This is a genomic window from Streptomyces sp. NPDC030245, assembly GCF_055572995.1.
This window is the reverse complement of record NZ_JBVICF010000016.1, coordinates 131,293-157,520: the sequence shown is the minus strand read 5'-3', so window position 1 is coordinate 157,520 and position 26,228 is coordinate 131,293. Positions and strand designations below refer to the sequence as shown.

Annotated in this window: 19 protein-coding genes; 15 read left to right on the top strand and 4 right to left on the bottom strand. The window is 71.1% G+C overall.

Annotated elements, in window-relative coordinates; translation table 11 throughout:
- Positions 1–109: 109 nt before the first annotated feature.
- Together smc and ACZ4Z4_RS34725 are read left to right on the top strand one after the other, a co-directional pair.
- Entirely contained in the window at positions 110–3,670 is a 3,561-nt protein-coding gene (smc, locus tag ACZ4Z4_RS34730; protein WP_468336587.1) for a chromosome segregation protein SMC, read from the top strand.
- Positions 3,671–3,878: 208 nt separating this feature from the next.
- Complete coding sequence (locus ACZ4Z4_RS34725) at positions 3,879–5,303, top strand: sugar porter family MFS transporter (RefSeq protein ID WP_468336584.1); 1,425 nt, start codon at positions 3,879–3,881, stop codon at positions 5,301–5,303.
- A 53-nt stretch (positions 5,304–5,356) separates the two neighbouring features.
- Here ACZ4Z4_RS34725 and ACZ4Z4_RS34720 read toward each other — a convergent pair whose 3' ends face one another.
- The gene (locus ACZ4Z4_RS34720) at positions 5,357–6,340 is read right to left on the bottom strand and encodes an LLM class flavin-dependent oxidoreductase (protein ID WP_468336581.1); all 984 of its coding nucleotides are present in this window, start codon (positions 6,338–6,340) and stop codon (positions 5,357–5,359) included.
- Positions 6,341–6,454: 114 nt separating this feature from the next.
- Positions 6,455–7,906 carry a purine-cytosine permease family protein gene (locus tag ACZ4Z4_RS34715; RefSeq protein WP_468336578.1) on the bottom strand — a complete coding sequence of 484 codons (1,452 nt, stop codon included), beginning with the start codon at positions 7,904–7,906 and terminating at the stop codon, positions 6,455–6,457.
- 199 nt (positions 7,907–8,105) lie between these two features.
- Here ACZ4Z4_RS34715 and ftsY point away from each other — a divergent pair, with 199 nt between their 5' ends.
- Complete coding sequence (gene ftsY, locus ACZ4Z4_RS34710) at positions 8,106–9,341, top strand: signal recognition particle-docking protein FtsY (RefSeq protein WP_468336575.1); 1,236 nt, start codon at positions 8,106–8,108, stop codon at positions 9,339–9,341.
- A 105-nt stretch (positions 9,342–9,446) separates the two neighbouring features.
- Here ftsY and ACZ4Z4_RS34705 read toward each other — a convergent pair whose 3' ends face one another.
- The gene (locus tag ACZ4Z4_RS34705; RefSeq protein ID WP_468336572.1) at positions 9,447–10,109 is read right to left on the bottom strand and encodes a bifunctional DNA primase/polymerase; all 663 of its coding nucleotides are present in this window, start codon (positions 10,107–10,109) and stop codon (positions 9,447–9,449) included.
- A 421-nt stretch (positions 10,110–10,530) separates the two neighbouring features.
- Between ACZ4Z4_RS34705 and nsdA the strand changes: the two genes are divergently transcribed.
- From nsdA to ftsH, 6 genes are all read left to right on the top strand, one after another.
- On the top strand, positions 10,531–12,012 hold the full coding sequence (gene nsdA / locus ACZ4Z4_RS34700) for a transcriptional repressor NsdA (protein ID WP_468336569.1): 1,482 nt from the start codon (positions 10,531–10,533) through the stop codon (positions 12,010–12,012).
- 268 nt (positions 12,013–12,280) lie between these two features.
- The gene (locus tag ACZ4Z4_RS34695; protein WP_468336566.1) at positions 12,281–13,651 is read left to right on the top strand and encodes an ammonium transporter; all 1,371 of its coding nucleotides are present in this window, start codon (positions 12,281–12,283) and stop codon (positions 13,649–13,651) included.
- Positions 13,648–13,986 (top strand): P-II family nitrogen regulator, encoded by a 339-nt coding sequence (locus ACZ4Z4_RS34690; protein WP_468336563.1) that lies wholly within the window; start codon positions 13,648–13,650, stop codon positions 13,984–13,986. Before ACZ4Z4_RS34695 ends, ACZ4Z4_RS34690 begins: the two co-directional genes overlap by 4 nt.
- An 80-nt stretch (positions 13,987–14,066) precedes the next feature.
- The gene (locus ACZ4Z4_RS34685; RefSeq protein ID WP_468336560.1) at positions 14,067–16,565 is read left to right on the top strand and encodes a [protein-PII] uridylyltransferase; all 2,499 of its coding nucleotides are present in this window, start codon (positions 14,067–14,069) and stop codon (positions 16,563–16,565) included.
- A gap of 177 nt (positions 16,566–16,742) precedes the next feature.
- Positions 16,743–18,296, top strand: coding sequence for a signal recognition particle protein (ffh, locus tag ACZ4Z4_RS34680; RefSeq protein WP_468336557.1), 1,554 nt, complete (start codon positions 16,743–16,745; stop codon positions 18,294–18,296).
- A gap of 199 nt (positions 18,297–18,495) precedes the next feature.
- Complete coding sequence (gene ftsH / locus ACZ4Z4_RS34675) at positions 18,496–20,427, top strand: ATP-dependent zinc metalloprotease FtsH (protein ID WP_468336553.1); 1,932 nt, start codon at positions 18,496–18,498, stop codon at positions 20,425–20,427.
- A 34-nt stretch (positions 20,428–20,461) separates the two neighbouring features.
- Here the strand turns inward: ftsH and ACZ4Z4_RS34670 are convergent, their stop codons facing one another.
- Positions 20,462–21,322: an SAM-dependent methyltransferase gene (locus ACZ4Z4_RS34670; protein WP_468336550.1), complete on the bottom strand. Its 861-nt coding sequence runs from the start codon at positions 21,320–21,322 to the stop codon at positions 20,462–20,464.
- Between the two features lie 218 nt (positions 21,323–21,540).
- On the opposite strand from ACZ4Z4_RS34670, the gene proS reads away from it, so the two are divergent.
- The 6 genes from proS to trmD all read left to right on the top strand — a co-directional run bounded on the left by proS (position 21,541) and on the right by trmD (position 26,138).
- Positions 21,541–22,956, top strand: a complete 1,416-nt coding sequence (proS, locus tag ACZ4Z4_RS34665; protein ID WP_468336547.1) for a proline--tRNA ligase — start codon at positions 21,541–21,543, stop codon at positions 22,954–22,956.
- A 259-nt stretch (positions 22,957–23,215) separates the two neighbouring features.
- The gene (locus ACZ4Z4_RS34660; protein ID WP_362994255.1) at positions 23,216–23,812 is read left to right on the top strand and encodes a hypothetical protein; all 597 of its coding nucleotides are present in this window, start codon (positions 23,216–23,218) and stop codon (positions 23,810–23,812) included.
- A gap of 190 nt (positions 23,813–24,002) precedes the next feature.
- A complete protein-coding gene (gene rpsP / locus ACZ4Z4_RS34655) occupies positions 24,003–24,440 on the top strand; it encodes a 30S ribosomal protein S16 (RefSeq protein WP_355811727.1) in 438 nt (145 codons plus the stop codon).
- A 2-nt stretch (positions 24,441–24,442) separates the two neighbouring features.
- On the top strand, positions 24,443–24,682 hold the full coding sequence (locus ACZ4Z4_RS34650) for an RNA-binding protein (protein WP_014176063.1): 240 nt from the start codon (positions 24,443–24,445) through the stop codon (positions 24,680–24,682).
- A 92-nt stretch (positions 24,683–24,774) separates the two neighbouring features.
- Positions 24,775–25,317: a ribosome maturation factor RimM gene (gene rimM, locus ACZ4Z4_RS34645; RefSeq protein ID WP_468336543.1), complete on the top strand. Its 543-nt coding sequence runs from the start codon at positions 24,775–24,777 to the stop codon at positions 25,315–25,317.
- Positions 25,317–26,138: a tRNA (guanosine(37)-N1)-methyltransferase TrmD gene (trmD, locus tag ACZ4Z4_RS34640; protein WP_468336540.1), complete on the top strand. Its 822-nt coding sequence runs from the start codon at positions 25,317–25,319 to the stop codon at positions 26,136–26,138. The genes rimM and trmD overlap by 1 nt, the downstream gene beginning before the upstream one ends.
- Positions 26,139–26,228: the final 90 nt, after the last annotated feature.

Below are 26,228 nucleotides of genomic sequence, written 5' to 3'. Positions count from 1 at the left end.
CCTGCTGTGCCCCGGCGTACGCTGCTCTCTTTACCGTGGTCTCTTTACCGTCTGATGTGCCCTGCACCTTCATCGGTGAAACTGTCAGCGAAAGGTAGAGTCCGACGGCGTGCATCTCAAGGCCCTGACCCTGCGCGGCTTCAAGTCCTTCGCGTCGGCGACGACGCTGAAGTTCGAACCGGGCATCACCTGTGTCGTCGGACCCAACGGCTCCGGCAAGTCGAACGTCGTGGACGCGCTCAGCTGGGTCATGGGCGAGCAGGGCGCCAAGTCGCTGCGCGGCGGCAAGATGGAAGACGTCATCTTCGCCGGCACCACCGGGCGGCCCCCGCTCGGCCGCGCCGAGGTCTCCCTCACCATCGACAACTCCGACGGCGCCCTGCCCATCGAGTACGCCGAGGTCACCATCACGCGGATCATGTTCCGCAACGGCGGCAGCGAGTACCAGATCAACGGCGACACCTGCCGCCTCCTCGACATCCAGGAGCTCCTCTCCGACTCCGGCATCGGCCGGGAGATGCACGTCATCGTCGGCCAGGGGCAGCTCGACGGGGTGCTGCACGCCGACCCGATGGGGCGCCGCGCGTTCATCGAGGAGGCCGCCGGCGTCCTCAAGCACCGCAAGCGCAAGGAGAAGGCCCTGCGCAAGCTCGACGCGATGCAGGCCAACCTCGCGCGCGTGCAGGACCTCACCGACGAGCTGCGGCGCCAGCTCAAACCGCTCGGCCGGCAGGCCGCCGTCGCCCGCAGGGCCGCCGTCATCCAGGCCGACCTGCGCGACGCCCGGCTGCGGCTGCTCGCCGACGACCTCGTACGGCTGCGCGCGGCGCTGAACGCCGAGATCGCCGACGAGGCCGCGCTCAAGGAGCGCAAGGACAGCGCCGAGGCCGAGCTGAAGGCCGCCGTGCAGCGCGAGGCCCAGCTGGAAGAGGAGGTGCGGCGCCTCACACCGCGCCTTCAGCGGGCGCAGCAGACCTGGTACGAGCTGTCCCAGCTCGCCGAGCGCGTGCGCGGCACCGTCTCGCTGGCGGAGGCCCGGGTCAAGAGCGCCACCGCCGCGCCCCCCGAGGAGCGGCGCGGCCGCGACCCCGAGGACATGGAGCGCGAGGCCGCCCGGATCCGCGAACAGGAGGCCGAGCTCGAAGCCGCCCTGGAGGCCGCCGAGCACGCCCTGGAGGACACGGTCGCCCACCGGGCCGAACTGGAACGGCAGCTGGCGGCCGAGGAGCGCCGCCTCAAGGACGCGGCACGGGCCATCGCCGACCGGCGCGAGGGCCTGGCACGGCTGACCGGACAGGTCAACGCGGCCCGCTCGCGTGCCGCGTCCGCCCAGGCCGAGATCGACCGGCTCGCCGTGGCCCGGGACGAGGCCGCGGAGCGCGCGGTCGCCGCCCAGGAGGAGTACGAGCAGCTCAAGGCCGAGGTCGACGGGCTCGGCGCGGACGACGCGGAGCTCGGCGAGCGGCACGACGCGGCGAAGCGGGAGCTCGCCGAGGCCGAAGCGGCGCTCACCGCGGCGCGGGAGGCGGCGACCGGCGCCGAGCGCAAGCGGGCCGCGGTCGCCGCCCGGCACGAGGCGCTCGCGCTCGGTCTGCGCCGCAAGGACGGCACCGGCGCGCTGCTCGCCGCCAAGGACCAGCTCACCGGCCTGCTCGGCCCCGCCGCCACCCTGCTCACCGTCGCCCCCGGCTACGAGGTGCCCGTCGCGGCCGCGCTCGGCGCCGGTGCCGACGCCGTCGCCGTGCACGGGCCCGGCACGGCCGCCGACGCCATCCGGCTGCTCCGCAAGCAGGACGCGGGCCGGGCGGCGCTGCTGCTCGGCGGCGCCCCCGAGGACGTGCGGCAGGAGCGCCCCGGCGGGCCGCCCTACGTCGCCGATCTCGTGCGGGGCCCCGACGAGCTGATGCCCGCGGTGCGGCGGCTGCTGCGCGGGATCGTCGCCGTCGGCACGCTGGAGGACGCCGAGGACCTCGTCTACGCGCACCCGGAGCTGACCGCCGTCACCGCCGAAGGGGATCTGCTCGGGGCGCACTTCGCGCAGGGCGGGTCCGCCGGCGCGCCCAGCCTCCTCGAAGTGCAGGCGTCCGTCGACGAGGCCGCCGCCGAGCTGGAGCAACTGGCGGCGCAGTGCGAGGAGTTGGCGGAGGCGCAGCGGGCCGCGGGGGAGCGGCGCAAGGAATGCGCCGCGCTGGTCGAGGAGTTGGGGGAGCGGCGCAGGGCCGCCGACCGCGAGAAGTCTTCCGTGGCACAGCAGTTGGGGAGGCTCGCCGGGCAGGCGCGGGGCGCCGCGGGCGAGGCCGAGCGCAGCACCGCGGCCGCGGCGAAGGCCCAGGACGCGCTGGACAAGGCCGTCGAGGAGGCCGAGGAGCTCGCCGAGCGGCTCGCCGTCGCCGAGGAGGCGTCCCCGTCCGGTGCGGACGAGGAGCCCGACACCTCCGTGCGGGACCGGCTCGCCGCCGACGGCGCCAACGCCCGGCAGACCGAGATGGAGGCCAGGCTCCAGGCCCGTACGCACGAGGAGCGGGTGAAGGCCCTCGCGGGCCGCGCCGACTCCCTCGACCGCGCCGTGCGGGCCGAGCGCGAGGCACGCGCGCGTGCCGAGCGGCGCAGGGCGCGGCTGCGCCACGAGGCGGCGGTCGCCGAGGCCGTCGCGTCCGGCGGGCGTCAGCTGCTCGCCCACGTCGAGGTCTCCCTCGTACGCGCGCAGGAGGAGCGGACCGCCGCCGAGCGCGCCAAGGAGGTGCGGGAGCGGGAGCTGGCCGCCGAGCGCGGCCGGGGCCGCGACCTCAAGGCCGAACTCGACAAACTGACGGATTACGTTCACCGCGGCGAGGTACTAGGGGCTGAGAAGAGGCTGCGGATCGAGCAGCTGGAGACCAAGGCGCTGGAGGAACTCGGTGTGGAACCGGCGGGACTCGTCGCCGACTACGGCCCCGATCAGCCCGTGCCGCCCTCGCCCCCCGCCGACGGGGAGGAGCTGCCCGACGACCCGGAGCATCCGCGCAACCAGCCGGTGCCGTTCGTCCGCGCGGAGCAGGAGAAGCGGCTCAGGTCAGCCGAACGGGCGTATCAGCAGCTCGGAAAAGTGAATCCGCTGGCCCTTGAGGAGTTCGCGGCGCTGGAGGAGCGCCACAAGTTCCTGAGCGAGCAGCTCGAAGACCTGAAGAAGACACGGACCGACCTCCTCCAGGTGGTGAAGGAGGTCGACGAACGCGTCGAGCAGGTCTTCACGGAGGCCTACTACGACACGGCGCGGGAGTTCGAGGGTGTCTTCTCGCGGCTCTTCCCGGGCGGTGAGGGGCGGCTCGTCCTGACCGACCCCGACAACATGCTCACCACGGGCATCGACGTCGAGGCCCGGCCGCCGGGCAAGAAGGTCAAGAGGCTCTCGCTGCTGTCGGGCGGCGAGCGTTCGCTGACGGCCGTGGCGCTGCTCGTCTCGATCTTCAAGGCGCGGCCCAGCCCGTTCTACGTGATGGACGAGGTCGAGGCGGCCCTCGACGACACCAACCTCCAGCGGCTCATCCGCATCATGCAGGAGCTCCAGGAGGCCTCGCAGCTCATCGTGATCACGCACCAGAAGCGCACGATGGAGGTCGCCGACGCGCTGTACGGCGTCTCGATGCAGGGTGACGGCGTCTCCAAGGTCATCAGCCAGCGCCTCCGCTAGCCCACCCTTCAGAACTTCAAGACTTGAACACAAGCGGCCTCAGAGTGCCCGCAAACTCACAGCAGCCCACCTATTGACTTCGAAACTTGAAGGCATAGTCTCTGCAACGTTGCTTTTACCTTCAGGTGGTGGGCGGCGCGAAGTTGTGCGCCACTTGAAGAGCTCGCCCCCACCCCCGGCAGCGCTGCCGGTGGCCCGAGGAGTACACGTGACCAGCACATCGCAGGCGCCCCAGTCCGGAGCCAGAGAGGCCCACCCGGACCATCTCGGCCATGTCATCTTCATTACGGCGGCCGCCGCGATGGGTGGCTTCCTCTTCGGCTACGACAGTTCGGTGATCAACGGCGCGACCGTCGCCATCCAGCACCGCTTCGACGTCGACGCCAACATGCTCGGCTGGATCATCGCCACCGCACTCCTCGGCTGCGCCGTCGGTGCCGCGGTCGCCGGACGCATCGCCGACCGCATCGGCCGCATCCGCTGCATGCAGATCGCCGCCGTCCTCTTCGCGGCCAGCGCCGTCGGCTCGGCCCTGCCCTTCGCGGCCTGGGACCTCACGATGTGGCGGCTCATCGGCGGCATCGGCATCGGCATGGCCTCGGTGATCGGCCCGGCGTACATCGCCGAGGTCGCCCCGCCCGCCTACCGCGGCCGGCTCGCCTCGTTCCAGCAGGCGGCCATCGTCATCGGCATCGCCGTCTCCCAGCTGGTCAACTGGGGCATCCTGAACATGGCCGACGGCGACCAGCGCGGCAAGCTGGCGGGCCTGGAGGCCTGGCAGTGGATGCTCGGCGTCATGGTCGTCCCGGCGCTGCTCTACGGCCTGCTGTCCTTCATCATCCCGGAGTCGCCGCGCTTCCTGATCTCGGCGGGACGCCACTCCGAGGCCAAGAAGGTCCTCGGCGAGGTCGAGGGCACCTCCATCGACCTGGACGCCCGCGTCGACGAGATCGAGCGTGGCCTGCACCGCGAGCACAAGCCGTCCTTCAAGGACCTGCTCGGCAAGGTCGGCTTCCTGCCGATCGTGTGGATCGGCATCGGGCTCTCGGTCTTCCAGCAGCTCGTCGGCATCAACGTGATCTTCTACTACTCGAACCAGCTGTGGCAGTCGATCGGCAAGGACCCGTCCAGCTCGTTCCTGTACTCGTTCGAGACGTCGATCGTGAACATCGTCGGCACGGTCATCGCGATGATCTTCGTCGACCGCATCGGCCGCAAGCCCCTCGCCATCATCGGCTCCGCGGGCATGGCGGCGGCCCTGTTCACCATGGCGTGGGCGTTCTCGTACAAGACCGGCTCCGGTGACAGCGTCTCGCTGCCGAACGCGCAGGGCCTGACCGCGATCATCGCCGCCAACGCCTTCGTGCTCTTCTTCGCCCTGTCCTGGGGTGTGGTCGTCTGGGTGCTGCTCGGCGAGATCTTCCCGAACCGCATCCGCGCCGCCGCGCTCGGTGTGGCCGCCTCCGCCCAGTGGCTCGCCAACTTCGCGATCACCAAGACCTTCCCGAGCATGTCCGAGTGGTCCCTGACCGGCTCGTACATCATCTACGGCGCCTTCGCCGCGATCTCGATCCCCTTCGTCATGAAGTTCGTCAAGGAGACGAAGGGCAAGGCCCTGGAGGAGATGGGCTAAACCCCCGCTGCCCCCTCCTCTTCAGGAAGCTGCCCCGGCCGAAGGACTCGTGCTCACTTGTCCTTCAGCCGGGGCAGTACGTTTTCGCAGAAGTGGTGCAGGCTGCGCCAGCCCTCGTCGACGGGCATGCCGCCGGAGAGCGGATGCAGGATGAGGCTCTCGGCGCCGCCCTTCGCGTACGCCACGCACTCGTCGGGCGTCAGGATCCGGTAGACCCCCTCGGCGCGCAGCTCCTCCACCGTGGTGGCCGCCGACTTCACCGCCGAGCGGATGTCGCGGGACTGCCAGGAGGCATACGTACGGGCCTCGTGCAGGAAGTGCTCGCCGTGCTTGGCCCAGGTGTCGTCCGGGTCGTCGGCGATGTGCAGCAGATGGGTCTCGGCGGCGGGCATCATCGTCCAGCCCTCGGTGCCGTGCGCCGCGAGCTGTTCGTTGTAGTACGCCTCGAGGTCCGGCAGGTGGGCGCTCGGAAAGAACGGCAGGCCGAGCCGGGCCGCCCGCCGGGCCGCCGCCTTCGAGGAGCCGCCGACCAGCAGCAGCGGGTGGGGCCGGGTGAAGGGGCGCGGCGTGACGCGCACCGTGCGGCCGCGGAAGTCGAAGGGCTCGCCGGTCCACGCCTTGAGCAGCGTCTCCAAGAGCTCGTCCTGGAGCTTTCCGCGGCTTCGCCAGTCGACCCCCGCCTGCTCGTACTCCTCCGGCCGGTAGCCGATCCCCGCCACCGTGACCAGACGGCCCGCGCTCAGCAGGTCGAGTACGGCGATGTCCTCGGCGAGCCGCAGCGGGTCGTGCAGCGGCCCGATGACCGCGGACACCGTCACCGAGATGCGCCGGGTGGCGCCGAAGACCGCGCCCGCGAACGTGAAGGGCGAGGAGATCCAGTTGTTCTCCGCGCCGTGGTGCTCCTCCGTCTGGACCGTGGAGATGCCGCGGTCGTCCGCGTACGCGGCCATCTCCAGGGCGGTGCGATAGCGCTCACTCAGCGAGGCGGGCGTCGCCGCGGGATCGACGAGGTTGAAACGTACGACTGTGGCGGGCATGGAAACGTCCCCCTTCACCGTGCGTGGGCGGCGAAGGGGGACGTTAGCTGACGCGAAATCAGATGGATACCCTCGTACGGGAGTTGAGTCACCCCATACGGAAGTTGGCGAGGATCAGGCGGAGACCAGCTCGGTGTCGTCCCCGCCCTTGCCGGCCGCCGCGTCCTTCTCCACCAGCGGCGACTTCGGCAGGACCGCGTACAGCACGGCGGCGACGATGATCGTGATCAGCCAGCCCAGGCCGTGGCGGCCGGGCCAGGACGTGGCGAGCGGGCCGCTGAACCAGTCGACCTTGGTGAAGAGCAGGCCCACCACCAGGGCGATCGCCCACGCCGTCATGGCCTGCCAGGCGAAGCCGGCCTTGTACCAGTAGGCGCTGGTGCGCTTGGTGTCCATCAGGGCCTCGCCGTCGTACGTCTTGCGGCGCAGCATGTCGATGCCGAAGACGCCGATCCAGGCGGAGAACGCGACCGCGAGGAGGGTGAGGAAGGAGATGAACGAGCCCATGAAGCTCGTCGCCACGTTCATCAGGATGTAGCCGAAGATCAGGCTGATGATCGCGTTCACGCTGACGGCCCACGCGCGGGGGACCTTGATGCCGAGCGTCATGGCGGTGAAGCCCGCGGAGTACATCGACATCGAGTTGATCAGCAGCATGCCGATGAGGGCCATCAGCAGGTACGGCACGGCGATCCACATCGGCAGCAGCTCGCCGAGGAAGGAGACCGGGTCCTGCGCCGAGGAGAGCTTGGGGTCGGAGACCGCCATGACGGCACCCATCAGGACCATCGGCACGACGACGATTCCGGCGCCGCCGATGGCGTGGCCGACCAGCGGCTTGTTGGAGGCGTTGCGCGGCAGGTAGCGGGTGAAGTCGGGGCCGGTGGGGACCCAGCTGATGCCGCCCGCCGCGATGGTGCCGACGCCCGCGACCATCATCGCGGTGGAGCCCGCGGGCTTGTCGAAGACGGCGGACCAGTCGGTCTCGGCGAGGAGGTAGACGAGCACGAGCACGCTGAACGCGCCGAAGGCGTACGTCGACCAGGTGCTGCAAATGTGCAGGATCTTCCGGCCGAGGCCGCTGATCAGGAACGTGCAGGTGACGAAGGCGACAAGCGTGACGACGGTCAGCCAGGTGCTCGACTTCACACCGAAGCAGATGTCCAGGACCGTGATGATCGCGTACGCGCCCGTGACCGCGTTGATCGTCTCCCAGCCCCAGCGGGCCACCCAGATCAGGGCGCCCGGGAAGAGGTTGCCGCGCTGGCCGAAGACCGCGCGCGAGAGCGTCATGCCCGGCGAGCCGCCGCGCTTGCCGGCGACGGAGATCAGGCCGACCATGCCGTAGCTCAGCAGGGGCGAGACGAGCGCGACGACCAGGACCTGCCAGAAGTTCAGGCCGTTGGACACGATCAGACCGGCGCCCATGGTGAGCAGCAGGACGCTGATGTTGGCCGCGACCCACGTGGGGAAGAGTTCGCGGGTCTTGCCCGTGCGCTCGGCGTCCGGGACGGGCTCAAGGCCGCGCGTCTCGAGGGCGCCTTCGGATTCGGCGGTGGTGCTCATGGGGGTGGGTCCGTGCCTCTCGCTCGGCTCGCATCGTCGCGATCCGTCGGTGGGGGTTGATCGCGATGGACTCTACGCGCGTTGATGCAGAGAGCTCCATCGTACTTTAATCCGAGTAGTGCCTTCCCGGGGCATATGTTCTTTGGAGGAAAACACAATCTGGGCCTCTCCGGGGGCCATGGCCGATACTGGACGGGTTATGGAAATCGTCATCCTTGCTGTAGTCATCGCCGTGGTCGTGATCGGCGCGCTCGGCGGGCTCGTGATCGGCAGCCGCAAGAAGAAGCAGCTGCCGCCGCAGGCCCCGCCCGCCGCGCCCACCATCACCGCCCCTCCCGCCGAACCGAAGGTCGGCGACGAGGCCGAGACGCCGCGCGACGAACCGCGCCGCACGATCGAGGAGGTGGAACTCCCGCTCGTCGAGCCGTCGGCGACCGCGCCGGTCGTCGTCGAGGAGCCGGTCGTCGAAGCGCCGGCCGCGCCGGAGATCGAGACCCCCGAGCCCACCGCGGGACGCCTGGTCCGGCTGCGCGCCCGGCTCTCCCGCTCGCAGAACGCGCTCGGCAAGGGGCTGCTCACGCTGCTGTCCCGTGAGCACCTCGACGAGGACACCTGGGAGGAGATCGAGGACACCCTGCTCACCGCGGACGTCGGTGTCGCGCCCACCCAGGAGCTCGTGGAGCGGCTGCGCGAGCGCGTCCGCGTCCTCGGCACCCGCACCCCCGACGAGCTGCGCACCCTGCTCCGCGAGGAGCTCATCACGCTCCTCGGCACGGGCGCGGGCACGGACTTCGACCGCACCGTGAAGACCGAGTCCGGCCTGGAGACGCCGGGCATCGTGATGGTCGTCGGGGTCAACGGCACCGGCAAGACCACCACCACCGGCAAGCTCGCGCGCGTCCTCGTCGCCGACGGCCGCTCGGTCGTCCTCGGCGCCGCCGACACCTTCCGCGCCGCCGCCGCCGACCAGTTGCAGACCTGGGGCGAGCGCGTCGGCGCCCGCACGGTCCGCGGCCCCGAGGGCGGCGACCCCGCCTCCATCGCCTTCGACGCGGTCAAGGAGGGCATCGCCGAGGGAGCGGACGTCGTCCTCATCGACACCGCGGGCCGGCTGCACACCAAGACGGGCCTCATGGACGAGCTCGGCAAGGTCAAGCGCGTCGTCGAGAAGCACGCCCCGCTCGACGAGGTGCTGCTCGTCCTCGACGCCACGACCGGGCAGAACGGCCTGGTGCAGGCGCGGGTCTTCGCCGAGGTCGTCGACATCACCGGTATCGTCCTCACCAAGCTGGACGGCACCGCCAAGGGCGGCATCGTCGTCGCCGTCCAGCGCGAACTGGGCGTGCCGGTCAAGCTGATCGGCCTCGGCGAGGGCGCGGACGACCTGGCGCCGTTCGAGCCGGAGGCGTTCGTGGACGCGCTCATCGGCGACTGAGGCGTCGTACACGGACTCTCGTACGCAGGTGAAGGGCCCCCTCGCACGGTGCAGATGCGAAGGGGCCCTTCGGCTTCGGTGCGGCAGCGCCGTCGTCGTGCGGCGCTATGCGGGGGAGCGGTGTGCCGCGTACGCCAGGGTCCCGAGGAGGAGCCGCGCCTCGGGCGGGTTCGTCGCCGTGTCGAGGGCCGGGGAGCGGAGCCAGCGGACCGGGCCGAGGCCGCCGCGGTCGGACGGGGGCGCGGTGATGTGGTCGCCGCGGCCCAGGCCGCGCAGGTCGAGGTCGGCGCCGTCCCAGCCCATGCGGTAGAGCAGCTGGGGGAGTCCGGCCGCGGCGCCGGGGGCGACGAAGAACTGCGCCCGGCCGTCGGGCGTGACCGCCACGGGGCCGAGCGGGACGCCCATCCGCTCCAGCCGGACCAGGGCGCGCCGCCCCGCGGCCTCCGCCACCTCCAGCACGTCGAAGGCGCGGCCCACCGGCAGCAGCACGGCGGCGCCGGGGAACTCCGCCCAGGCGTCCGCCACTTCGTCGAGCGTGGCCCCGGCCGGGACCTCGGGCGCGAAGCCCAGCGGATGGGCGCCGGGGGCCGGGCAGGCGGTGGCTCCGCACGAGCAGGCGCCGTCCAGGGCCCGCGCGCCGGGCACCGCGGCCCAGCCCCACAGGCCGGTGTACTCCGCCACCGCAGTGCAGTCCGATGTGCGGCCGCGCCGCCGTGATCCGGTCCGGGGCCTGTCGGTTCCCCGGATGCCGCCGATCGTGAAGCCCATGCCCCCTCCAACGTGTCGCGCGTACAGCGGTTACGACACGGAATCGGTTCGTTACCGTCTGTCCTTGAGGCGGCGCTCGACGCATTCGCGGTGGTGCGCCAGTCGTTGTGCGCCCCGGCGTACTCCGCTCCGCCCACTTTCCGTCGACCTATGTCAAGTGAATCGCTTGTCGACGCAGGGGAGTTCATTCGAAGGGGTGGCGAATGGTGGCGTTTCTGCAATCGCCCTCGCCGGGTGCGTGATCGTGGGATTACTTTCGGTACATGACCCTGGGAGTTCGAGCACTCGCGGGTATGCCGGAGGCAAGTCGGTTTCCTGTTCGACGGGTGACATTCTCCGGACGGGCGGCCGTAAGGCGCGGCATTCTGTTAGGGCTTGGCGTGGACAGCGCGCAAGTGTCATGAGGGATGGGGGCGTTCCAGTGAGCGGCAACGGTGGAGGCGGCACGCACGCCACAGGCGCCGAGAAGCGCCCGAACTCCATGCTCACCTCCTGGTTCGTGCGCAGCGGCTGGTCGAAGGGCGAGCTGGCCCGGCAAGTGAACCGCAGGGCGCGGCAGTTGGGCGCTCATCACATTTCCACCGACACCTCGCGGGTGCGCCGCTGGCTGGACGGCGAGAATCCCCGCGAGCCGATTCCCCGCATCCTTTCGGAGCTGTTCTCCGAGCGGTTCGGCTGCGTCGTCGCCGTCGAGGACCTGGGCCTTCGCGCGGCCCACCGCACGCCCGCCTCCTCCGGGGTCGACCTGCCCTGGACCGGCCCGCAGACGGTCGCCCTCATCAGTGAGTTCTCGCGCAGCGACCTGATGCTCGCCCGTCGCGGCTTCCTCGGCACCTCGCTCGCGCTCTCCGCGGGGCCCGCCCTCATCGAGCCCATGCAGCGCTGGCTCGTGCCCTCGCCCTCGTCCCCGCGGCAGGACCCCGAGCCCGCCGTGTCGCGCCGCCCGGCGCGGCTCTCCAAGCCGGAGCTGGACCTCCTGGAGTCCACGACGGTGATGTTCCGCCAGTGGGACGCCCAATGCGGGGGAGGGCTCCGGCGCAAGGCCGTCGTGGGACAGCTGCACGAAGTGACGGACCTGCTCCAGGAGCCCCAGCCCGAAGCCACCTCCAAGCGCCTCTTCAAGGTCGCGGGCGAGCTCGCCGAGCTGGCCGGCTGGATGAGCTATGACGTGGGACTCCAGCCCACCGCCCAGAAGTACTTCGTCCTCGCCCTGCACGCCGCCAAGGAAGCGGGCGAGAAGCCCCTCGGGTCGTACATCCTCTCCAGCATGAGCCGCCAGATGATCCACCTCGGCCGCCCGGAGGACGCACTCGAACTGATCCACCTCGCGCAGTACGGCAGCCGGGACTGCGCCGGCCCGCGCACCCAGGCCATGCTGTATGCGATGGAGGCCCGGGCGTACGCCAGCATGGGGCAGCCCGGCAAGTGCAAGCGGGCCGTGCGGATGGCCGAGGACACCTTCGCCGACGCCGAGGACTTCACCGAGCCCGAGCCGGACTGGATCCGCTTCTTCTCCGAGGCCGAGCTGAACGGCGAGAACGCCCACTCGTACCGCGACCTGGCCTACGTGGCAGGCCGCAGCCCCACCTACGCCTCGCTCGCCGAGCCCGTCATGGAGCGCGCGGTGCGGCTCTTCGAGTCGGACACCGAGCACCAGCGTTCGTACGCGTTGAACCTCATCGGCAAAGCCACCGTCCACCTGCTGCAACGCGAGCCCGAGCAGAGCACGGTCCTCGCCGGACAGGCCCTCGACATCGCCAAGAAGGTCCGCTCCGAGCGGGTCAACACCCGCCTGCGCAAAACCGTCGACACGGCCGTCCGGGACTTCGGCGACGTCGCCGAGGTCGTCCAGCTCACCGAGCGGCTCGCCATCGAGATGCCGGAGACCGCGGAGGCGGTCTGAAACCCGGCACGACCGGCCCCGGCCGCGGCCGGACCATCCCTTACAGCCCGACTCGGCTCCCCCCATGCCAGGTCAGCCGGATGGCCGCCGCGGCCGGTTCTCATGCCCCGCGCAGGGTAGGCAACCGCACCCCGCGCGACCCGCCAGTTCATGGCCGCGTAACACGTACGACCTCTTCGTCACTGCGGCGAAACACCCAGGGGCCCCCGCCGAAACCGCGCTGCGCCAATGTCTGGCGCACAACCGGCCCCACAGCGAGGAGACGCCGATGCCCCCAGGCATCACGATCGCCGCAGACGCCCCCGAGCTGTCTGCCGCCAATACCGGGTTCATGCTCATCTGCTCCGCCCTGGTGATGCTCATGACGCCCGGACTCGCCTTCTTCTACGGAGGCATGGTCCGCGTCAAGAGCACCCTCAACATGCTGATGATGAGCTTCATCAGCCTGGGAATCGTCACCGTCCTCTGGGTGCTGTACGGCTTCTCCGTCGCGTTCGGCACCGACCACGGCAGCCTTCTCGGCTGGGAGGGCGACTACGTAGGACTCAGCGGTCTCGGCATCAACCAGCTCTGGGACGGCTACACCATCCCGGTCTACGTCTTCGCCGTCTTCCAACTGATGTTCGCGATCATCACCCCGGCGCTGATCAGCGGCGCCCTCGCGGACCGCGTCAAGTTCACCGCCTGGGCGCTGTTCGTCGCCCTCTGGGCCACCATCGTGTACTTCCCGGTGGCGCACTGGGTGTGGGGCACCGGCGGCTGGGCCTTCGAGCTCGGCGTCATCGACTTCGCCGGCGGCACGGCCGTGCACATCAACGCCGGAGCCGCGGCGCTCGGCGTCATCCTCGTCATCGGCAAGCGCGTCGGCTTCAAGAAGGACCCGATGCGGCCCCACTCGCTGCCGCTCGTGATGCTCGGCGCGGCCCTGCTGTGGTTCGGCTGGTTCGGCTTCAACGCCGGATCGTGGCTCGGCAACGACGACGGCGTCGGCGCGCTCATGTTCGTCAACACGCAGGTCGCCACGGCCGCGGCGATGCTCGCCTGGCTCATCTACGAGAAGATCCGGCACGGCGCGTTCACCACGCTGGGCGCCGCGTCGGGCGCCGTCGCGGGCCTCGTCGCCATCACCCCGTCCGGCGGCTCCTGCTCGCCGCTCGGCGCCATCGCCATCGGCGCCATCGCCGGTCTGCTGTGCGCCATGGCCGTCGGACTCAAGTTCCGGTTCGGCTACGACGACTCCCTCGACGTCGTCGGCGTCCACCTGGTCGGCGGCGTCGCGGGCTCCGTCCTCGTCGGCTTCTTCGCCACCGGCGGCGGCCAGTCGAAGGCGCAGGGCCTGTTCTACGGAGGCGGCCTCGAACAACTGTGGAAGCAGCTCGCGGGCGTCGGGGCGGTCTTCGCGTACTCCCTGATCGCCTCCGCGGTCCTCGCCCTCCTCATCGACAAGACGATCGGCATGCGGGTCACTGAGGACGACGAGGTCGGCGGCATCGACCAGGTCGAACACGCCGAGACGGCGTACGACTTCAGCGGGGCGGGCGGCGGTACGGCTCCGCGTACCTCCGTCCCGGGACCGGTCCCCGGCGCGACGGCGGGGCAGGCGGCTCAGGATCGGAAGAACAAGAAGGTGGACGCATGAAGCTCATCACCGCGGTCGTCAAGCCGCACCGGCTCGACGAGATCAAGGAAGCGCTCCAGGCCTTCGGTGTCCAGGGCCTGACCGTCACCGAGGCCAGCGGCTACGGACGGCAGCGCGGACACACCGAGGTCTACCGGGGCGCCGAGTACACCGTCGACCTCGTGCCGAAGATCCGCATCGAGGTGCTCGTGGAGGACGACGACGCCGAGGAGCTCATGGAGGTCGTCGTGAAGGCCGCCCGCACCGGCAAGATCGGGGACGGCAAGGTCTGGAGCGTGCCGGTCGACACGGCGGTCCGGGTGCGCACGGGGGAGCGGGGGCCCGACGCGCTGTGAGGCGCGCGGGATCGACAACTGACGGGGCGGGACGGAACGGAAACGTGCGGGACTGAGCGGGACTGAACAGGAGCTGCTGGGTGACGAGTGTGGATGTGGACACGGAAGCAGAAACGGAAGACTCCGGACCCAGCGGCTACGCGGCGGCCCGGCTGCGGCTCCTCCAGGAGAAGTCGCGGTCCGGGCCGCCGCGCCGTTCCGCCCTCGCCGAACTGACGGACGACTGGCTGGCCGGGCTCTTCCACGCGGGGAGCCGGGCCGGGGGCGGGGGCGCCGCGCTCGTCGCGGTGGGCGGCTACGGGCGCGGTGAGCTGTCGCCGCGCAGCGACCTCGACCTCCTGCTCCTGCACGACGGGAGCGCGGACCCGGCCGAGGTGGCCGCGCTCGCCGACCGCCTCTGGTACCCCGTCTGGGACCTCGGGATCGCCCTCGACCACTCCGTCCGCACACCCGCGGAGGCCAGGAGGACCGCGGGCGAAGACCTCAAGGTGCACCTCGGCCTCCTCGACGCGCGGCATGTCGCAGGCGACCTCGGCCTGACCTCCGCGCTCCGCACGGCCGTGCTCGCCGACTGGCGCAACCAGGCGCCGAAACGCCTGCCCGAGCTGCGCGAACTCTGCGACGAACACGCCGAGCGCCACGGTGAGTTGGGCCATCTGCTCGAACCCGACCTGAAGGAGGCCAGGGGCGGGCTGCGCGACGTCACCGCGCTGCGGGCCGTCGCCGCGTCGTGGCTGGCGGACGCGCCCCGCGAAGGACTCGCCGACGCCCGGCGGCGCCTCCTCGACGTGCGCGACGCGCTGCACCTGGCGACGGGCCGCGCCACCGACCGGCTCGCCCTCCAGGAACAGGACCAGGTCGCCGCCGAGCTGGGCCTGCTCGACGCGGACACCCTGCTGCGGCAGGTGTACGAGGCCGCGCGCGTCGTCTCGTACGCCGGTGACGTCACCTGGCGCGAGGTGGGGCGCGTGCTGCGGGCGCGGTCCGGGCGGCCGCGGCTGCGGGCGATGCTCGGGGGCCGCGGGGCGGGCCGGGCGGGCGGCCGCGGGGACGGCCGGGGGAGTGTGGCCGAGCGGTCGCCGCTGGCCGAGGGGGTCGTGGAGCACGAAGGGGAGGCCGTGCTCGCCCGGGCCGCCCGGCCCGAACGGGACCCCGTGCTGCCGCTGCGCGCCGCCGCGGCGGCCGCCCAGGCCGGGCTTCCGCTCTCCCTGCACGCCGTGCGGCGCCTGGCCGCCACGGCGGGGAGCCTGCCCACGCCGTGGCCCGCCGAGGCACGCGAACAGCTCGTGACACTGCTCGGCGCGGGACGACCCACGGTCCCCGTGTGGGAGGCGCTGGAGGCGGAGGGACTCATCACCCGGCTCCTGCCGGACTGGGAGCGGGTGCGGTGCCGGCCGCAGCGCAACGCCGTCCACACGTGGACGGTCGACCGGCACCTGGTCGAGACGGCGGTGCGGGCGTCCGCGCTCACCCGGCGGGTCGGACGGCCCGACCTGCTGCTCGTCGCCGCGCTGCTGCACGACATCGGGAAGGGCTGGCCGGGGGACCACTCGGTGGCCGGGGAGATCATCGCCAGGGACGTCGCGGCCCGGATCGGCTTCGACCCGGCGGACGTGGCGGTCGTCGCGTGCCTGGTCCGCCACCATCTGCTCCTCGTCGAGACGGCCACACGGCGCGACCTCGACGACCCGGCGACGGTGCGGGGCGTCGCCGAGGCGGTGCGGTCCGAGGGGACGCTGGAGCTGCTGCACGCGCTGACCGAGGCGGACGCGCTGGCCACCGGGCCCGCGGCCTGGTCGACGTGGCGGGGGGCGCTGGTCGCCGACCTCGTGAAGCGGGTGGCGGCCGTGCTGTCCGGGGACGTGGCCGAGGAGACGGCCGAGGGGGACGCGGTGCCGACGGCCGAGCAGGAACGGCTGGCGGTGGAGGCGTTCCGTACGGGCGGGCCGGTGCTTTCGCTGCGGACGCGGGCGGAGGGGGCGGGGGAGTCTGCCGGGGAGGGGTCGGAGCCGCTCGGCGTGGAGCTGGTGGTCGCGGTGCCGGACCAGCCGGGGGTGCTGCCCTCAGTGGCCGGGGTGCTGGCGCTGCATCGGCTCACCGTGCGGACGGCGGAGCTGCGGGAGGTGACGCTGCCGGCGGGCATGGGGGCGTCGGTGCTGCTGCTCAGCTGGCGGGTCGCCGCGGAGTACGGGTCGCTGCCGCAGGCGGCACGGTTGCGGGCCGACCTCGTACGGGCACTGGACGGCTCGCTGCGCATCGAGGCGCGGCTGGCGGAACGGGAGGCGGCGTATCCGCGGCGCCGGGGCACCGTCGCGCCGCCGCCCCGGGTGACGGTCGCGCCGGCGGGCTCGCGCCTCGCGACGGTGATCGAGGTCCGGGCCCAGGACGCACCCGGCCTCCTGCACCGGATCGGCCGCGCGCTGGAGGAGGCGGGGGTGGTGGTGCGGAGTGCGCATGTGTCGACGCTGGGGGCGAATGCGGTGGACGCGTTCTATGTGACGGGTGTGGAGGGGGCTCCCTTGACGGGGGAGCGGGCCGCGGGGGTGGCCCGGGGGGTGGAGGAGGCGCTGCGGGGCTAGGTCTGTCCGGGGGGCCGCCTGTTGTTCTTCCGCTGCCCCGGCGGTACGGGGCAGGGCGAGCCGTAACCACCCGTCCGGGGCGGGGAAGTCGTGACCGGCGCCCCAGGTACCCGCACTCGCCAGATACTCTGGAAGGCGACCTGTCCCCTTTCCCCGACCCGAGGATTCGCGACCGCCGTGTTCGATACTCTCTCCGACCGCCTCGCAGCGACATTCAAGAACCTCCGGGGCAAGGGCCGCCTGTCCGAGGCGGACATCGACGCCACGGCGCGCGAGATCCGCATCGCCCTGCTCGAGGCGGACGTGGCCCTGCCCGTCGTCCGCGCGTTCATCAAGCAGGTCAAGGAGCGCGCGGCCGGTGCCGAGGTCTCCCAGGCCCTCAACCCGGCCCAGCAGGTCATCAAGATCGTCAACGAGGAGCTCATCGGCATCCTCGGTGGCGAGACGCGCCGCCTCCGGTTCGCCAAGACCGCGCCGACCGTCATCATGCTGGCGGGTCTCCAGGGTGCCGGTAAGACGACCCTCGCCGGAAAGCTCGGCCTCTGGCTGAAGGGGCAGGGCCACTCGCCGCTCCTGGTGGCGTGCGACCTCCAGCGTCCCAACGCCGTCAACCAGCTGAGCGTGGTCGCCGAGCGCGCCGGCGTCGGGGTGTACGCACCCGAGCCGGGCAACGGCGTCGGCGACCCCGTGCAGGTCGCCAAGGACTCCGTCGAGTTCGCGCGGACGAAGCAGTACGACGTCGTCATCGTCGACACCGCCGGCCGCCTGGGCATCGACCAGGAGCTCATGCAGCAGGCCGCCGACATCCGGGACGCGGTCGGCCCGGACGAGGTCCTCTTCGTCGTCGACGCCATGATCGGCCAGGACGCCGTCAACACGGCGGAGGCCTTCCGCGACGGCGTCGGTTTCGACGGCGTCGTGCTGTCGAAGCTCGACGGTGACGCCCGTGGTGGTGCCGCCCTGTCGATCGCGCAGGTCACCGGGCGCCAGATCATGTTCGCGTCGAACGGCGAGAAGCTGGACGACTTCGACGCGTTCCACCCGGACCGCATGGCGTCGCGCATCCTCGGCATGGGCGACATGCTCACGCTCATCGAGAAGGCCGAGCAGACCTTCTCGCAGCAAGAGGCCGAGAAGATGGCCTCGAAGCTGGCCTCCAAGAAGGGCCAGGACTTCACGCTCGACGACTTCCTGGCCCAGATGGAGCAGGTCAGGAAGATGGGCAGCATCAGCAAGCTGCTCGGGATGATGCCCGGCATGGGGCAGATCAAGGACCAGATCAACAACCTCGACGAGCGGGACGTCGACCGCACGGCCGCCATCATCAAGTCGATGACGCCCGCCGAGCGTCAGGAGCCGACGATCATCAACGGCTCGCGCCGTGCCCGTATCGCCAAGGGTTCCGGTGTCGACGTCAGCGCGGTCAAGAACCTCGTGGAGCGGTTCTTCGAGGCGCGCAAGATGATGTCCCGCATGGCCCAGGGCGGCGGCATGCCGGGCATGCCCGGCATGCCGGGCATGGGTGGCGGCCCCGGCAAGCAGAAGAAGAAGCAGAAGCAGGCCAAGGGCAAGCGCCGCTCCGGCAACCCGATGAAGCGCAAGCAGGAGGAGCAGGAGGAGGCCGCCCGCCGCGAGGCCGCCGCCCAGGCCGGGGGCGCCCTCGGCCTGCCGGGCGGCAAGGCCCCGCAGGACTTCGAGCTGCCGGACGAGTTCAAGAAGTTCATGGGCTGAGAGCAGCACGTATGCCGTGCAGGGCGCCCCTCTGTGGAGGGGCGCCCTGCACGTTTTCCGGAGGCGGAGCATTGCGTGGACCCGGAGCGCTCCCCGCATCCGGAGCGTTCCCTGCACCCGGGCCCAGTGCTGATACCCGGAGCGAGCGGCGACGCCCGGAGCGAGTGCCGGGGACAGATTTCTGACGTAACGTCCGCATATGAGCAACCCTGTGCCGCCGCGCCAGGCCCCCGACCCGCCCTGGCGCTCCGAGGGCGCGCCCCCGCCCGCCCCCACGCCGCCGCAGAGGAAGAAGATGCCTGGCGGCTGGGGCGGCCTCATCGTGACGGCACTGGTCGTCTTCGTCATCGCCAACCTCGTGCTGTCCTTCTTCAGCGACGGTGACGAGCCGACGATCTCGTACACGGAGTTCAGCAAGCAGGTCGACTCCGGCAACGTCACGAAGATCTACTCCAAGGGCGACGCGATCCAGGGCCAGCTCAAGAAGGAGCAGCCCAAGCCCGGCAAGGACAAGGGGAACTACACCAAGTTCACGACCCAGCGGCCCGCCTTCGCCGACGACAAGCTCTGGGACGACCTGACCAAGCACGACGTCACCGTCACCGCCGAGCCCGTCGTACAGGAGCGCAGCTTCCTCTCGAACCTCCTCATCTCCCTCGCCCCGATGCTGCTGCTCGTCGTGCTGTGGATCTTCATCGCCCGGCGCATGAGCGCGGGGATGGGCGGCGGTGGCGGCATGCTCGGGCGCAAGACGCCGCCCAAGCCGGTCGAGCTGGAGCCGGGCGCGAAGCGGACCACGTTCGAGGACGTGGCGGGGATCGACGAGGTCGAGGGCGAGCTCAACGACGTCGTCGACTTCCTCAAGAACCCCGACGCCTACCGGGCGATGGGCGCCAAGATGCCGCGCGGCGTGCTCCTCGCGGGGCCGCCCGGCACCGGCAAGACACTGCTCGCGCGCGCCGTCGCCGGCGAGGCGGGCGTGCCCTTCTTCTCGGCCTCCGCCTCGGGCTTCATCGAGATGATCGTGGGCGTGGGCGCCTCACGCGTACGGGAGCTCTTCGCCGAGGCCCGCAAGGTCGCCCCGTCGATCATCTTCATCGACGAGATCGACACCATCGGACGCGCGCGCGGCGGCGGCAGCGGGATGGGAGGGCACGACGAACGTGAACAGACACTGAACCAGATCCTCACCGAGATGGATGGTTTCTCGGGCGCCGAGGGGGTCATCGTGCTCGCCGCCACCAACCGCGCCGACATCCTCGACCCCGCCCTCACCCGTCCCGGCCGCTTCGACCGGGTCGTCAACGTCTCGCCGCCCGACCGGGGAGGACGCGAGGCCATCCTCAAGATCCACACGAGGCCCATCCCGCTGGCCGACGACGTCGACCTCGCCCAGGTCGCCCGCACGACACCGGGCATGACCGGCGCCGAACTCGCCAACCTCGCCAACGAAGCCGCTCTCATCGCCGTCAAGCGCAAGCAGACGACGGTCACGCAGTCCGACCTCTCCGAAGCCATGGAGAAGGTGCAGCTCGGCGCCGAACGGCCCCTGGTGATGCCGGAGGACGAGCGCCGGCGCACGGCCTACCACGAGAGCGGGCACGCCCTGCTCGGCATGCTCCAGCCCGGCGCCGACCCGGTCCGCAAGATCACGATCGTGCCGCGCGGGCGCGCGCTGGGCGTGACGCTCTCGACCCCGGACTCCGACAAATACGCCTACACCGAGGAGTACCTCCGGGGCCGCATCATCGGCGCCCTGGGAGGCATGGCCGCCGAACACGTCGTCTACGAAGTCATCACCACCGGAGCCGAGAACGACCTGGAGCAGGTCACCAACATCGCACGCGGCATGGTCGGCCGGTGGGGCATGAGCGCCCGGGTGGGCCGCCTCTCGGCCCTGCCCAACGACGCCCAGCAGGCCTACGGGCTCGCGGCGGCCCCGCAGACCCTCGACACGATCGACGGCGAGATGCGGCGGATCGTCGACGAGTGCTACGAGAGCGCCTGCCGGCAACTGCGCGAGCACCGGGACCAGCTGGACGCGCTCGCCGCGGCCCTGCTGGAGAACGAGACGCTGGAGGAGGCCGCGGCGTACCGGATCGCGGGCATCACACGGATGACCAAGGAGTAGACGACCAAGGAGTGGACGTCTAAGGAGTGGACGTTTAAGGAGTAAGAGCGATCAGATACCGGAAGACGTTCGGCATCCACACCGTCCCGTCCCCGCGCCGATGCTGATGCAGTGCCTCCGTCAGCTCCTTGTCCACCTGCACCTGGTCCGTCGCCCGCGCCGCCGCGTCGAACAGCCCCGTCGAGAGCAGCCCGCGTGCCGCGCTCTCCACGTCCGCGTACCCGAAGGGGCACGCGACCCGGCCCGACCCGTCCGGCTTGAGCCCCGCCCGGTGGGCGACCTCCTCCAGGTCGTCCCGGAGCGCGGGACGCCAACTGCCCGTGGAGCGCAGCGGGTCGGCGAGCTTCGTCGCCACCCGCAGCACGGAGGAGGTCGCACAGCGCTCCGGAGGACCCCAGCCGACGAGCACCACAGGAGTACCGCGCCCGGCGAGCGGAGCCGCCGCCTCCAGGAGCCCGGAGAGTCCTTCGGAGTCGCCCGCCGTGCAGCCGATCGGCTGGAAGGCGGTGACGAGGTTGTACGCCGGCAGGTCGGGGTCCGCCGCGTCCGCGGGCCCGCCCTCGATGAGACGTGTGCCGGTACGCGCGCGTGTCTCCCCCGCGGCGTCCGGCAGGAGGCGTTCTCGCGCGAGAGCGAGCCGTTCGGGCTGCGCCGGATCGACGCCGGTGACCACGGCCCCCCGCGAGGCCGCCATCAGCAGAGCGAGTCCGGAACCGCAGCCGAGTCCCAGGAGCCGGGTGGTGCCACCCACTTCGAGCCGTTCGTACACCGCTTCGTAGAGCGGAACCAGCATCCGTTCCTGGATCTCCGCCCAGTCACGCGCGCGTGCACACCGGTCCACGCGGGGCGTGGCGCCCGCGGGGGAGCGGTGCGGCTGCGCGAGTGTTGGTGTCATCGAATGCGCCCCAATCAGCCGAGAGTTAGTGCCGTGCCGTAATCCAAACGGTTCGTCCGCCCCCGTGCAGTGCGCTCGCACTCCCCCCGTATGCCAGAGAACTCCGCATCCGTCGTGGAGTCCAGAGGTTGTGGGCCAATGCTTGTGTTCCACCGTCGTGCGCCCCCAGGACGATAAAAACGCGCACTCTCCGGAAGCCCGCCTCTACCATGCGCGCCATGGCCAAGACACCTGTGCTCACGCCCCAGGCGGACGACTTTCCGCGCTGGTACCAGGACCTGATCAACAAGGCCGAGCTGGCCGACAACGGCCCGGTGCGCGGCACCATGGTGATCCGACCGTACGGCTACGGCCTGTGGGAGCGGATGCAGCAGGACATGGACGCCCGCATCAAGGCGACAGGCACCCAGAACGCCTACTTCCCCCTCCTCATCCCGCAGTCGTACCTGACCAGGGAGGCCGAACACGTCGAAGGCTTCGCTCCGGAGCTCGCCGTCGTCACCCACGGCGGCGGCAAGGAGTTGGAGGAGCCGGCCGTCGTCCGCCCCACTTCGGAGACGATCGTCAACGAGTACTTCTCCAAGTGGGTGCAGAGCTACCGCGACCTTCCGTTGCTGATCAACCAGTGGGCGAACGTCGTCCGCTGGGAGATGCGCCCGCGGCTGTTCCTGCGTACGTCGGAATTCCTCTGGCAGGAGGGCCACACGGCCCACGCGACGTACGAAGAGGCCCGCGACTTCGCCGCCCACATCCACCGCCACGTCTACGGAGACTTCATGCGCGACGTCCTCGCCATGGACTTCGTGCTCGGCCGCAAGACCGCCAAGGAGCGCTTCGCGGGCGCCATCAACACCCTCACCCTCGAAGGCATGATGGGCGACGGCAAAGCTCTCCAGCTCGGCACCAGCCACGAACTCGGACAGAACTTCGCCAAGGCCTTCCACACCAGGTACCTGTCCAAGGACGGCAACCAGGAGCTGGTCTGGCAGACCTCCTGGGGCAGCACGACACGGCTGATCGGCGCCCTGGTGATGATGCACGGCGACGACAACGGCCTCTGCGTGCCGCCCCGCCTCGCCCCCGTCCAGGCCGTCGTCCTCGCCGTCAAGGGCGATGACGCCGTACTGGCCGAGGTCCGCGCGATCGGCGAGACCCTGAAGGCCGCGGGCGTACGCGTCCAGGTCGACGACCGCACGGACATCCCCTTCGGCAGGCGCGCCGTGGACTGGGAGCTGAAGGGCGTGCCGGTGCGCGTCGAGGTCGGCCCGCGCGACCTGGAGAACGGCACCGCGATGCTGGCCCGCCGCATCAGGGGAGGCAAGGAACCCGTATCGATCGGCGCACTCGCCGCCCTGCTGCCCACCGTCCTCGAAGAGGACCAGGCGCTGCTCCTGACCCGGGCCCGCGAGCGCCGCGAGTCCCGCACCTCGGACGTCCGCACGGTCGACGAGGCCGTGGAGGCCACCGCCGCGGGCGGCTGGGCGCGCCTCCCGTGGGCCGCGCTCGGCGAAGAGGGCGAGGCGGCGCTGGCCGAGCACGCCGTGTCCGTACGGTGTCTGGTCGCCGAGGACGGGGCGGTGCCGGACGCCGATGAGACCCCGGGTAACGTCGCTCTTGTCGCCCGCGCCTACTGAGGAGCGCGGCTCCGGTACCGGCGCGCGGTTCTCGGCTCGCGCGCGGCCCCGGGCAACACGAGCCCCGGCGCGAGGAGCTGCTCTACGCGCTGGGGCGTACGCGCCGCTACGTACCGGCTTGGTGCGAGCTGTGAGGCTTCTCCGCAGATCAGCGCACCCGCCCTCGTCCGGACGCATCAACGGCAACTGACGGGTACGTGCAAATTATTTGGGATGCCCCGGAATGGAACCCCCGGGGCATCCGGCTCGTTGTCACGACGTGAGCACGACACCACCTGTTCTCGCCGCAGAGCTGGCACAGGCGTGGGCCGACATTCAGCGGCACCACCCCGAGCTGCCCGACCTTGCCGCGCCCGAATCCCTGATCGGAGAGTCGTCGTCCGCCTGCGGCGCCGAGCTCTCCTTCGAGCGACTGCTTCACGAGGCAGTCCATGGCATCGCCGCCTCGCGCGGCGTACGCGACACCTCACGCGCCGGCCGCTATCACAACCGCAGATTTCTCGCGATCGCCGAGGAGCTGGGCCTGGACCATCCCGAGGAGCCACATCCCAGCAGCGGCTTCTCGCTGGTCACGCTCAACCCCGAGGCCAAGAAGCGCTACCGCCCGACGATCGACCGTCTGCACCGCGCCCTGAAGGCGCACAGCGCGGCGACGACGGCGGACACCGCACGCAGTTTCCGGGGACCTGCCGCCCGGCACGGCTCCTCCGGCGGAGGCGTGCGAGTAAAGGCCGTCTGCGACTGCGGGCGCAACGTCCGCGTCGTGCCCTCCGTGCTGGCCCAGGCGCCCATCATGTGCGGCGGCTGCGGCAAGCCCTTCCGGATCCCGGAAGTGGTCGGGGTGGGCGTGGGCTGAGCCGGTGCGGGGCGCCCGGACCGGGTTCGGGTGCCCCGGCGGCGTATGGCACAATGGCTAGCTGTACTCGACAGTCGCACAGGACCCCTCTCTCCTCCGGCTGACGCGTCCATCGGGCACTCGAGTACCGCAACCCCACGCGGCATCACCGTTGTGCCCACCCACGTCAAGACCAGGAGACACCACTCCCGTGGCAGTCAAGATCAAGCTGAAGCGTCTGGGCAAGATCCGTTCGCCTCACTACCGCATCGTCGTCGCCGACTCCCGTACCCGCCGTGACGGCCGGGCCATCGAGGAGATCGGCCTGTACCACCCGGTGCAGAACCCGTCGCGCATCGAGGTCGACTCGGAGCGCGCCCAGTACTGGCTGTCCGTCGGCGCCCAGCCGACCGAGCCGGTCATGGCCATCCTGAAGCTCACCGGTGACTGGCAGAAGCACAAGGGTCTGCCCGCCCCGGCGCCGCTGAAGGTCGCCGAGCCCAAGGACAAGCGCGCTGCGTTCGAGGCCTTCACCAAGGGTCTCGAGGGCGACGACGCCAAGGGTGAGGCCATCACCCAGAAGGCCAAGAAGTCGGACAAGAAGGCGGACGAGGCCGAGGCCGCGTCCACCGAGTCCACCGAGGCCTGAGCATGCTCGAGGAGGCTCTCGAGCACCTCGTGAAGGGCATCGTCGACAACCCCGACGACGTGCAGGTGGCCTCGCGCAACCTGCGCCGTGGACGCGTTCTCGAGGTCCGGGTCCACCCCGACGACCTCGGCAAGGTGATCGGCCGCAACGGCCGTACCGCACGCGCTCTGCGCACGGTCGTGGGCGCCATCGGCGGCCGCGGTGTCCGCGTCGACCTCGTCGACGTGGACCAGGTTCGCTGAACCGGGTTCGTAGAACCACAGCAGCACCGGCTCGGGCCGGGGAGGGCTTCAGGGCCTTCCCCGGCCCGTAGTCGTGAACGAGGAGAAAAGCAGTGCAGTTGGTAGTCGCCCGCATCGGCCGTGCGCACGGCATCAAGGGTGAGGTCACCGTCGAGGTCCGCACCGACGAGCCGGAGCTGCGGCTCGGCCCCGGCGCCGTACTCGCCACGGACCCCGCCTCCGCCGGCCCGCTGACCATCGAGTCCGGCCGGGTGCACAGCGGCCGTCTCCTGCTGCGCTTCGAGGGCGTGCGCGACCGCACCGGTGCCGAAGCCCTGCGCAACACCCTCCTGATCGCCGAGGTGGACCCCACGGAGCTCCCCGAGGAAGAGGACGAGTTCTACGACCACCAGCTCATGGACCTCGACGTCGTCCTGGAGGACGGCACCGAGGTCGGCCGCATCACCGAGATCTCGCACCTGCCCTCGCAGGACCTGTTCATCGTGGAGCGGCCCGACGGCAGCGAGGTGATGATCCCCTTCGTCGAGGAGATCGTCGTCGAGATCGACCTGGAGGAGCAGCGGGCGGTCATCGCCCCGCCCCCCGGCCTCATCGACGACCGCGCCGAGATCGCCTCCACCCGGGACGAGGCGTAATGCGGATCGACGTCGTCACGATCTTTCCCGAGTACCTGGAACCGCTCAACGTCTCCCTCGTGGGCAAGGCACGCGCGCGTGGACAGCTCGACGTCCAGGTGCACGACCTGAGGGAGTGGACGTACGACCGGCACAACACGGTCGACGACACCCCCTACGGCGGCGGCCCCGGCATGGTCATGAAGACCGACCCCTGGGGCGCGGCCCTCGACGACGTGCTCGCGGACGGGTACGAGGCGGGGGCCCACGGGCCCGTCCTGGTCGTCCCCACGCCCAGCGGCCGCCCCTTCACGCAGGAACTCGCCGTGGAGCTCTCCGAGCGCCCCTGGCTGGTCTTCACACCCGCGCGCTACGAAGGCATCGACCGCCGCGTCACCGACGAGTACGCGACCCGCATGCCCGTCTACGAGGTCTCCATCGGCGACTACGTCCTCGCGGGCGGGGAAGCCGCCGTCCTGGTCGTCACCGAGGCGGTGGCCAGGCTCCTGCCCGGCGTCCTCGGCAACGCCGAGTCCCACCAGGACGACTCCTTCGCCCCCGGAGCCATGGCCAACCTCCTGGAGGGCCCGGTGTACACCAAGCCTCCCCAGTGGCGCGGGCACGGCATCCCCGACGTCCTGCTCAGCGGCCACCACGGCAAGATCGCCCGCTGGCGGCGGGACGAGGCGCTCCGGCGCACCACCCGCAACAGGCCCGATCTCATCGAGCGCTGCGACCCCGCCGCCTTCGACAAGAAGGACCGCGAGATGCTCTCGATCCTGGGGTGGCGGCCGGGGCCCGACGGCCGATTTGGGCGAGACCCCGAGGCCGTGGAAGAATAGGCCGCTGCTGTACGTCCAGCGTGCGCCCCTGCCACAGGGGGAATGACGCCCGCCCGACGCGATCAGCTACCGAATCCTCATCACCACGTT